Below are 10,440 nucleotides of genomic sequence, written 5' to 3'. Positions count from 1 at the left end.
CAGCAGCGTTTCGTCCACCGTCAGCGTCGGTTCCGTGCCGGTGGTACTGATGCTCGGCCCGTCGTCCTTGAACACCAGGTTCTGCCCGATGTTCAGGGTCGCTTGGGCGCTGTCGCCGTCCTTGTCGGTAATGGTCGCGGTCAGGGTCACCAGGTTGTCCGAAGTCAAACTCGTCGAGTCATCCGGATTGCTGGCGTTGGCATGCACCACGGCCCGGCTCTGGTCCAGCGTGACGCTGCCATTGGCGGCCACGCTGACCGTGAACACCAGCTGGTTGGTGAGGGCCGTACGCCCTTCCACCACCGCGCCATTGAGCGACAGGTTCACCGCCTCGCCCGTGGCCGTGTCGGTCAGCCCGGAGGCTCCCGCCACCACGCCCAGCGCATAGCTCAGCGTACCGGCCCCATCGGCACCAAACGCCGAGTTGAAGTTGGCGGCAAAGCTCTGGCTGGCGTTGGTCGCCAGTACCGTCTCGTCCACCGTCAGTGTCGGCTCCACGCCGGTGGTGGTGATGCTTGGCCCATCGTCCTTGAACACCAGGTTCTGCCCGATGTTCAGCGTCGCCAAGGCACTGTCGCCGTCCCTGTCGGTCTTGGTTGCCGTCAGTGTCACCAGGTTGTCCGAGGTCAAGCTCGTCGAATCATCCGGATTGCTGGCGTTGGCATGCACCACCGCCCGGCTCTGGTCGAGCGTGACGCTGCCATTGGCCGCCACGCTGACCGTGAACACCAGCTGGTTGGTGAGGGCCGTACGCCCTTCCACCACCGCGCCATTGAGCGACAGGTTTACCGCCTGGCCAGTCTCCGTGTCCGTCAGCCCGGAGGCTCCGGCCACCACGTTCAGCGCATAGGTCAGCGTGCCCGCCCCATCGGCGCCAAACGCCGAGTTGAAGTTGGCGGCAAAGCTCTGGGTCGCGTTGGTCGCCAGTACCGTTTCGTCCACGGTCAGCGTCGGCTCCACGCCGGTGCTGCTGATGTTCGGCCCGTCATCGTCGAAGATGATCTTGGAGCCGATTTCGGTTTTTGTAATAGAGGCCTGGACCAACTTGAAGCCACCGATATCGAAATCGGCGTGGTTATTGCCCTTGGCGTCGACGGCCGCTCCGTTCTCGACGAGTACGCGGTTGTGATCCGACGTTGTGGTGTACTGAATCTGGTAGCCGGCCAAAACGCCGGTGATGGTTGCAACCCCGCCAACAGTACTGATGACAATGCTCGGACTATTCACCGATCCGTCTGAGTTCTCGACCACCTGCCCGGTGCTTTTATTGATGACGCGAATATTGGTGATTGCAACCGACGTATCACCGGCATATCCGTTGATGAAATTCACGCCAGGTTCAGACGCGGTGCTGAATGCGCTGATTTTTACCACAGCACTCTTGCCGCTTTGCAACTGCACGACGTCGAAACTGGCCGATTTCGCATTGAAGACGCCGGTAAAGTCGACGTTGGATTCAACATCGGCTTCGTTCTGGTCCAGGTTGGGAATGGTCACATTCTGCCTGGCACCCGTGACGAACGAAAAACGGATACCCTCCTGTTCCGTGATCATCTGATTGTTGGTGCCGAAGGTGGTGGGGCCACCGGCCTGGCTGGTATTGATCGTGTCGCCAGTCGTGATATTGGCGCCGCTTGACTGGTCTGCAGGGTCCTTGCCGGTGGCGATGATGGTGGGGTCCGTGATCCGCAACACACCACCGTCGTTGACAACGGTCGGGGTCGCCGTCGTAAACATCAGAAAGAGGTTCTGACCCGAGGGCGCATTGGCCAGACTGAACTCCAGGTCCTGGCTGGCTCCGATGAAAACCTTATTCAGCAGATTGAGCGAATCATCGGCGTTCGTAGCATCTGTATGCCGCAGCGGTTGGTACTCCACGGTCCAGATCTTGCCGCCCGTGACCGGCGAACCGGTTTCTTCTATAAAGGCTGCGAACACGATCGCGCCGCTTGCGCTCCCGGCTCGGCCCAGAACGATGTTGTTGTTCGTATCCGTATAGAGAAGGATGCTGATGCCGTCGAGGGTAAACAGCCCGCTGACCACACCACTGAGCGGTGCGCCATTGCTGTCGACGAAGCTGACATCGGTAATGCTGGCTCCGGGTGCAGAGGTGATGGTGAACGCATTGCTGCCTGTATTGCCCACGGCACCAGTAAAGCCGCTCAAGGCCGCCCCCGTTGCGGTGCCTGCCCCAAGTCCGGTCAAACGGCTAGCGAAGGTCGTGGGCAGGGACGTCACCAGAATGTCGTTGTCGTCAGCGTCTCCCACTGGGCCTGGAGTGGCCGTGCCGTTCTGCAACCCGGCCGTTTCGTCCAGGGTCACGTCCTCGCCGGTCGCCACGACGCTCAAAACACTGTCCGTAAAGGACGCTGTCGCCACGGCGTCGTCACCGGTGCCGAGCACACCGTCGGCGCCCGCAGAGGTCGCGGTGAGCAGAAACGTCGCGCCTGCCGAGTCGTCGGGATTCACGTACCACGAGGTGGTGACGCTGCCGTTGACCTGGCCGTCGAGATCGCCGGCACCGCCGTCGGTCACGGACCAGGGCTCGTGCCCCGCGCCCATATTGGTATTGAGTACGTCGTCGGATGTACCCCACACACCATCCGCGCCGGCACCGACGGCGTGGTCCACTTCGAGCGTCACGGTGCTGCCGGCGGCGAAACCGCTGGCCGTGATGATGGCGGTACTGCCGGGTGCGTAGTCTTCAAGGTTGGTGGTGACGGTCGGAATGTAGGTAAAAGTCCAGTCGTGGCTGACCGGTGAAGGATGGTCACCGGCGTTATTGGCCAGGTCATTCGTTAGCGATGAGGTTTTCTTGCGCATAGTCATGACTTTCTCCTGAGCGGGTCCAGTCATCGGGGGTCGACCTTGGACCATTTTCTGATCTATTGGTCACAACTATGAACAAGCACCGCAGGATGCACATCGGCCGATACTCCCAGGTGGGATGGGAGTTTCAGACTACTTGGGAGAGGAGGAGGAGGTTGCGAAGGTAGAGTTGATGGCTTCGATAAATCCCGGGCACCAGGATTTGTCGAACTTTATCTACAGGTCATGAAAATGAAGTGTTGAAACAGGCGGGGGAGCTGCGAAATATGGTGTCCCAGGGCAGGTTCGAACTGCCAGCCTTCCCCTTAGGAGTTTGAGGGTCCATCAGATAACCATCCTTTACCAACGTTACTTAACCTATACAAAACAGGGGTTTCAGCCGATACTTGCCTTTATTGGCTATCACCAATATTCACGAGTTTTGATAGCCCATGCTAGCCGGGCGATAGCCCAGAACAGATAGCTATAGGCGCTGATGATCAATGGAAAGGTTCAAACTCACCAAGACCACCGTGACCGCACTCCCCCTCCCTGAAACCGGCAAGCGCCTAACCGTGTACGACACGCAAATTCCCAAGCTGGCGGTGCGAGTGACTGCCAGCGGATCAAAGTCGTTCTATGTCGTCAAACGCACAGGTACGTCGATGGCGTGGGTGAAGCTAGGCACATTCCCAGACATGACAGTTGAGCAAGCGCGCACAGAAGCCACACTAATCCTTGGTGAGTTCGCCGCCGGAGCCGACCCTGCAAAAGCCCGACGCGCCGTCCGGGGCGAACCTACATTCGAAGAAATGTTCGAGCGCTTTTTAGTTGAAAGAAAGAAGCGTGATGGCACTCCGCTAACCGAGAAAACAAAGCGCAATTATCGAGACGTAAGTCGTATCTACCTTGGCCCGATCAAGAACCGGAAACTCAGCGATGTATCACGGAGCGAAGTGAAGGCCATCCACACCAAGGCAAGCAAAGTCAGCCACGCGCAAGCGGACCGAGCGGCAATCTTGATCTCATCAATCTTCAACTTTGCTGCCGACCTCGAGATTTTCACAGGTCTAAATCCTGCCAGCCGCATTCAAAAAAACCCAGCACCTTCCCGCGATCGGTTTGCCCTCGCTGATGAGCTTCCCCAGCTTTTCACTGCTATTGATGAATCAACTTTGCGCGACTTCTTCCTGATCGCCCTACTGACTGGCGCTCGGCGGTCAAACGTACAGGCAATGACATGGCGTGATTTGTATCTCGATGAGGGCGTATGGCGCTTGTCGATGACAAAAAATGGCACACCGCAGAACGTCACTCTTTCACCTGAAGCCGTCGACATACTGCGAATGCGTCGAAAACACTCCGACACATCGCCCTTCGTTTTTCCAAGCACCGGCAAGACCGGTCACCTGGTCGAACCGAAAAAGGCCTGGGCCACCGTTCTTAAGCGAGCCAGCATTCGCCGCTTAATGGATCAGTTGCAAGCTGAAGGGAAAATACCTCCTGAAGAGCGTCAACATGCAGACCAATTGCTTGCAGCTGCACCTGCCAAAGCAGAAAAGCGCTACAGAGCTCTTGCTGACTCCCTTCAAATTCACCCAGCAAGCTATGACATGACCGATCTGCGCATTCACGATCTGCGTCGCACTCTAGGCAGCTGGCAGGCGAAAACAGGCGCATCGCTGGCGATTATCGGCAAGAGTTTGAACCACAAAACGCAACAGGCAACAGCGGTCTACGCTCGACTGGACCTTGACCCGGTACGGCAGGCGGTAAACACCGCAACCACTGCAATGCTTGATGCTGGACGCCCAAAAGAGATCACTAGTTCATCCCACAACCACCCAGCGGAGCCCACCAATTGAGTCGCCTTCCTGCGAAGTACCGACTGCTGAAACGACTGGACCAACAGCAGGCGACCCAGGCCGTCGCGGAGGTGACAGGCGTAGAGATTGACGTATTTACGTTGGCACAGAGTTGTTCTGATGCAGGCACGCCGGCTACGGTTGAATTGCCACTGATGGGAACCACAATGTGGCACGGCCCCCAACGTCGAGATTTCAGCGGTTTGCATAGAATCACTGCCGCTCGAAAAGGTGACCCATACTATGACTTCAAAGCCTCGATAACGATCGAGGCAGACGGCCTTTCTTGGGAAACATCAATCGATTTGATGCAACGCCCCATGTGGTTCACGCCACTGGCCTTGGAGGCGCTGATTGATCGACTGTCTGACTACAAGGCTCAGAGCTCCGGCCTGCTCCAACTGCAGGAGATATTAGAGCAGGAACGTATCGCGCGACGGGCACTGGAGGAAGAACGAGAAGCTCGACTTACTGCTGAGGCCCCTCCCAAGCCATCATACATTCTTGTAATCAGCGCATTGCTGGAACTGCTAAAAGATCCCGTTGAGCACGCCCGACCGAACGGGAGACCCCAGAGCGCAATTATTGGGGAAATTTTGGACAGATTCCCTTTACACGGGCTCAGCGAGCGCAATCTGGAGGAAGTTTTTTCAGAGGCAAATAAGGCTCGTAAAAAAATCGAGTGATACACCGCAAATAAGCATGGAAAAAATCGACTGCGGTAACGCCTACCGCAGTTGCGGTGTATTTCAGTCTCGATTTACCGATCATAGCCCCAGCACATTAATCAACATGGGGCTTTCCGAATGACCACCACAAACGTCGAAACGATCAAAATTGAAATTGCAGTAGCTCTCGGCTACGACCCCTCCAGGCCACCAAACCAGATTGACGACAAGCAGGCTGCCGTTGCCCTGGGGGTAAAGGCAAGCACGCTTGCGGTCTGGCGTTCCACCGGGCGGTACGACCTCCCCTTCGCCAAAGTTGGCCGCCTGGTGCGCTACCGCTTGGCCGACCTTGCTAAGTTCATCGACAGCCGCACTGCCGGCCACACCGCTTAACCATTCGTGGTGATATGACTCTAATTGGCAGCACTCTGCCAGCCCGATCTTGGCCGATCGGCCTGAATAGCAGGTCTCCATTATGTCGCCTGCGCAGCCCCTCATAAGGGTATCGACGAATCCCGGTCGATCAACCTCTGCGCAGACCGCGCCCTTATGGCCAAGGTAAGGAGAAACGACGTGCAATACCAATACCCCATAACTCACCCTCATGTCGCATCTGGCAATTCCCGCCAAGCGCCGCCCTCTACGCCGCCGATCGAAAGGCTCGTGCAGAAAGCGACGCTGAGCGGGGGTGCCAAATGAGCGACGATCGACTCCAAAAGATCGTGGATGCGGGGGCTCGTAATGACTGGCACGAGTATGACCGCCTGCTGGCCGAGCAAGAAATTGCAGACTGGGCTCCTGAGCTTCTGAACAGGGCTGTGGAAGTAGCTACACAGTTTGGCTGCATGCTGGAGCGCTCGGCCGATGGCATTGGCACCGGACCAAATAACATGGGTGGGATCCGGATCAAGGAGCGCAAGACAGGTCGCATCCTGGCTGGCCGGCGATACGAACTTGAACCTACTGGCGTGCTTGCGCATTTCGGGATCGGGTTGTGAACGCTTTGGCGGTCCTACGTCACGATGTGTCCACACTGCCCCGGCAAACATGCTGATCGAAAGCATGACCTAGCTGGCAGTTTTCGCACTGACGTTCGTAACGTTATTCCCAGAGTGGTCTTTTGCCTGAATTGCAAAATTCTAGACCGTCGTGACGCACACAATGCGACAGCTGATGAATCACCATCAAGCTCGCATGAGGATCCGCTATGAACCAATTTATTCGCACTGAGCAAGTCGCCACGATGATTGGTGTGTCTCGAAGAACGCTGGAGCGCATGGTCGCCGCCGGTAGCTTCATTAAACCGATCAAGCTGACAGCTCGCACATTGGGCTGGGAAAAGGCAACGCTGGAAGAATATCTGAAGGAACGCTCGAAATGCGCCCAACAATAATTCCAGGCAAAAAAAATCCGGCTGCGCGGCCGGATCCTTCGCTCAAATTCACCTCGGCAGAAACCTTGATGAATCTAACAAATTTGAATAACGATATTGGCACTACTACCAAACATGTGCAAGCCATTTTGGCTCCGCTCGCCAGCACCATTGATCAATGGTGCACCGCTCAACACCTTGACCATGTGCGCTGCGAGCCCGAAGAATTCGACTGCACCCACAGCGAGTTCCTACGCTATGCAATCAAATTGTGCGGTGGCCAAGATCTGGCACTTTGCGATGTTCGCGATACTGATGGACATCACTTTCAAGTCGCTGGGCCCTCATACGGCCTTACAAAAGCACTCCGGGACAAGCGTTCCGATGGTGTGGACACTGGTTTGCCCGTCGTATGGATCTGCCCCGTAACAGGGCGCGCATTTCCGATCAGCTCGCTCGGGCACCTTTTGGATGTGGTCGCCAGCTACGCACATCGTAGCGCTCGCAAGGCGGCGTCCGTATGAATGCCGCCATCGACGACCTGTTCACCACGATGCGTGAACGCGGTATTGAACCCTCCGGCCAGCTGAAAATGGATGGCACCCTTGAGCGGTTCCACATCCAGGGCGACCGCGTGGGTTCCACCAACGGTTGGGCCAATATCCATCTGGACGAAAACCCAGCCGGCGCCTTCGGTTGTTTTAAACGCTATGGCGACCATAAGTTTTCATGGAAGTCCAAGCAGCAAACAAAACCCATGACCGCCGCCGAACTGCAACAGCAGCGCGAGGAATGGGCACGCCGCAAGGACGAACAGAACGCTGCCGCCGCAAAGCGTCACGCTGATGCAGCTGCGCGTGCGCAGTCGATCTGGGACGCCGCCAAACCGGCTGGCGATGACTTCCCGTACCTGGTGCGCAAAGGCGTCAAGGCCCATGGCCTGCGCGTTGGCCGTTGGGAATTCATCAACGCCGAAACCGGCGAAATTCGCGTGCTGACCAACAATGCGTTGCTGGTCCCGCTGTGCGACAAGACCCGCAAGGTTCACAGCCTTCAGGGCATTTTCACCGGCAAGATCCTGGGCAAGGGCGAAGGCGCTCGCGACAAGGACTACCTGAAGCACGGCGCCAAACACGGCCTGTTCCACGCCATCGGCAAGCCGCAGCTGTTCGACGGTCGCCCGGTGTTCATCATCTGCGAAGGCTACGCTACTGGCGCGACCATTCACGAAGCGACTAATCACATTATTTTGGTCGCGTTCGACACAAGCAACCTGATGGCGGTCGCCGAGGCGATTCGCGAAAGCAAGCCAGACGCGATCATCCTGCTGGCAGCGGACAACGACCAGTGGACCACCACGCCGATCAACAACCCGGGCGTGCACTTCGCCCGCGCTGCGGTCAAGGCTGTTAACGGCCTGATGGCGGTGCCACCGTTCGCCAGTGCTTATGGCGTGCAGGATGACCGCGGCAAGTGGTCCGGCCCGACCGACTTTAACGATCTGGCCCAGCGCGACGGCAACGACGCTGTCGCGGCGATCATCGCCGCCACACTGAACGCCTTACTGGTGCCAGCCAATGAGCCGGAATACATCCCGGACGATATTGACCTGCCGTGGGATGACATGGGCACTCCGGTCGGCTTCGATCAGTCCAACATGGGCGCCGACTTGCCCCCAACCACTGAACTGCCGCCGGAAAAGCCGCAGCCACCCAGCACCCCGGAAAAGCCGGGCGATGAAGACCCGCTGACCAACAACGGCTATTTCACCATTCTGGGCTACGACCACGACCGTTACTTCGTGTACGTCCACGGCAAAAACCAAGTCATGGAGTACACGGCGGCCAAATTGTCGACGGCATCGAGTCTGATCGAGCTGGATAGCCTTCAGCACTGGGAGCTGGAATACCCGAAGAAAGGCGGCGGCATCAATGCCTTGGCTGCCGCAGACAAGATCATCCAGCTCGCTCAGCGCCGTGGGATCTACACTCCCGATCGCATCCGTGGCCGTGGCGTGTGGCTCGACAAAGGTCGGCTGGTGTTCCACCTCGGCAATCGTCTCAGCGTCGACGGCGAGGCCATCCGGCTCTCTAGCATCCAAGGCTCCCGCTTCGTGTACGAGGCCGGCGGCGAGATGCGCGCACCTGCCGAAGTGGCGTTGACAGACGAGGAAGGCGCATGGCTTGTCGAGACAGCTGAGCTGTACAACTGGGAACAGCGGGGCGCCGGCATCCTGATGGCGGGCTGGGCGTTTCTGGCGCCGATCTGTGGTGCCTTGGACTGGCGGCCTCACGTCTGGATCAGTGGTGAGGCTGGTACCGGTAAAAGTTCGCTGCAGAAGCAGTATCTACTGAGCCTGATTGATAAGGGCTGGGCTCTCAACGCCCAGGGCGACAGCACCGAGGCAGGCATTCGTCAGTCCCTGGGACTGGACGCTCGTCCGGTCTTAGTCGACGAGGCGGAAACCGGGGCAGAGAATAAATCCCGAATGCAGGGAGTACTGACCCTGATCCGCCAAAGCTCGTCCGAGGGCGGGGCACAAACGTTTAGGGGCACAGTTAGCGGCCGGGCCATGGCCTACCAGGTGCGCTCGATGTTTTGTCTGGTAGCCGTGGCACCGAACCTGACTCGTGCGACCGACATCGACCGCCTGACCCGCCTGGAGATGGTCAAGGGCGACACCTGGAAAACCAACGGCCTTTCCGACCGCCTGGCTAAGATGGATGCCGACGAGACACTGAGTCAGCGGGTTTTCGCACGAGCCATGAAGATGCTGCGGGTAGTGCGCGAGTCGGCCAAGGTTTTCGCCCGTGTGGCGGGTCAGCACTTCGGCCGCCAGCGTGATGGCGACCAGTTCGGTACGCTGATGGCGGGTGCCTGGTGCATGCAGAAGAGCTACGTGCCTTCCGAGTTGGAGGCCATGGTGATGATCAGAGGCTGCGACTGGGCCGCTCTGGGTGCTGGCGTATCGATCGACGGTAACGATGGTAGGGTCGCGCTGAACGCCATCCTCAGCTCGCACATCAAGGTCGACAACCGTCCCTACAGCGTGGGCCAGTTGCTGGAGATCATCTTCGCCAGCCCACCCACGAACCACTCAGGCGACCTGCCAAGCTACGAGATGGCGACCCATGCCCTCACCCTGCACGGGATCCGCCTCTCCGATGGAGAGTCACCGCGCCGGCTGCTGTTCTCGATGAATTGCCGCGAGCTGGTGGTGCTGGTCGAAGGAACCGACTTCGAAACCGACCTGATCGGCCGTCTGGCCCGCCTGCCAAGTGCGTGGAAATCGAAGGTCAAGAAGAAGGGCGAGCCAGGGCCAGTCGAGAAGGTCAGGTTTGCAGGTGCTCCGACGCGCTACGTGTCGGTGGCCTTGGATGTGGTCCTCGGCACCGATGAGCCAGAGGACGATGGCAAACCATTCTGATCAACAAGCTGCAGAATTGAGCCTGCCTCGTGCGGGCTTTTTTGCGCCTGGCGATCAGCCGTCACCTGGGCAGCGTCGGTGCCACCGAGCAGATCCATGTTGCCGGTGGACAAACAGCTCGCCAGTTGAGCGCATGGCCCTTTGGCAGGGGTCAATCATCAGACTCGGTGCAAAGTCGTAGCAATTCTCATTTGCGTGATTTAGGGGGCGTTTCTGTTCCCACTTCGAGACTTGTTCCCACACCTGCTCCCAACCCATGGGAACGCTGGAGACCGCGTATTACAAGGGATACGGCGATTT

General features: G+C 58.2%; 8 protein-coding genes. 7 read left to right on the top strand and 1 reads right to left on the bottom strand.

Translation table 11 applies throughout. From position 1 onward, the window contains the following. On the bottom strand, positions 1 to 2,829 hold a 2,829-nt coding region (locus C8K63_RS02570), incomplete at its 3' end, for a DUF5801 repeats-in-toxin domain-containing protein (RefSeq protein ID WP_256594882.1). Between the two features lie 482 nt (positions 2,830 to 3,311). Here C8K63_RS02570 and C8K63_RS02565 point away from each other — a divergent pair. From C8K63_RS02565 to C8K63_RS02535, 7 genes are all read left to right on the top strand, one after another. Continuing rightward, entirely contained in the window at positions 3,312 to 4,673 is a 1,362-nt protein-coding gene (locus C8K63_RS02565; RefSeq protein ID WP_108215246.1) for a tyrosine-type recombinase/integrase, read from the top strand. Next, positions 4,670 to 5,359, top strand: a complete 690-nt coding sequence (locus tag C8K63_RS02560) for a hypothetical protein (protein ID WP_108215245.1) — start codon at positions 4,670 to 4,672, stop codon at positions 5,357 to 5,359. Before C8K63_RS02565 ends, C8K63_RS02560 begins: the two co-directional genes overlap by 4 nt. A gap of 120 nt (positions 5,360 to 5,479) precedes the next feature. Beyond that, positions 5,480 to 5,734, top strand: coding sequence for a helix-turn-helix domain-containing protein (locus C8K63_RS02555; protein ID WP_108215244.1), 255 nt, complete (start codon positions 5,480 to 5,482; stop codon positions 5,732 to 5,734). 302 nt (positions 5,735 to 6,036) lie between these two features. Continuing rightward, positions 6,037 to 6,339 carry a hypothetical protein gene (locus C8K63_RS02550; protein WP_108215243.1) on the top strand — a complete coding sequence of 101 codons (303 nt, stop codon included), beginning with the start codon at positions 6,037 to 6,039 and terminating at the stop codon, positions 6,337 to 6,339. Positions 6,340 to 6,548: 209 nt separating this feature from the next. Beyond that, positions 6,549 to 6,734, top strand: coding sequence for an AlpA family transcriptional regulator (locus tag C8K63_RS02545; protein ID WP_108215242.1), 186 nt, complete (start codon positions 6,549 to 6,551; stop codon positions 6,732 to 6,734). Further along, entirely contained in the window at positions 6,719 to 7,237 is a 519-nt protein-coding gene (locus tag C8K63_RS02540) for a hypothetical protein (RefSeq protein WP_108215241.1), read from the top strand. Before C8K63_RS02545 ends, C8K63_RS02540 begins: the two co-directional genes overlap by 16 nt. After that, positions 7,234 to 10,140, top strand: coding sequence for a toprim domain-containing protein (locus tag C8K63_RS02535; protein WP_108215240.1), 2,907 nt, complete (start codon positions 7,234 to 7,236; stop codon positions 10,138 to 10,140). The genes C8K63_RS02540 and C8K63_RS02535 overlap by 4 nt, the downstream gene beginning before the upstream one ends. Positions 10,141 to 10,440 lie beyond the last annotated feature (300 nt).

Source organism: Pseudomonas sp. GV085 (assembly GCF_003050925.1).
GTDB lineage: Bacteria > Pseudomonadota > Gammaproteobacteria > Pseudomonadales > Pseudomonadaceae > Aquipseudomonas.
Note: the sequence above shows the minus strand (reverse complement) of the source record. Positions and strands in the feature narration are given on the sequence as shown.

Coding starts and splice junctions, on each gene's coding strand:
- C8K63_RS02565 (WP_108215246.1), top strand. CDS start 3,312: ATGGAAAGGTTCAAACTCACCAAGACCACCGTGACCGCACTCCCCCTC.
- C8K63_RS02555 (WP_108215244.1), top strand. CDS start 5,480: ATGACCACCACAAACGTCGAAACGATCAAAATTGAAATTGCAGTAGCT.
- C8K63_RS02550 (WP_108215243.1), top strand. CDS start 6,037: ATGAGCGACGATCGACTCCAAAAGATCGTGGATGCGGGGGCTCGTAAT.
- C8K63_RS02545 (WP_108215242.1), top strand. CDS start 6,549: ATGAACCAATTTATTCGCACTGAGCAAGTCGCCACGATGATTGGTGTG.
- C8K63_RS02540 (WP_108215241.1), top strand. CDS start 6,719: ATGCGCCCAACAATAATTCCAGGCAAAAAAAATCCGGCTGCGCGGCCG.
- C8K63_RS02535 (WP_108215240.1), top strand. CDS start 7,234: ATGAATGCCGCCATCGACGACCTGTTCACCACGATGCGTGAACGCGGT.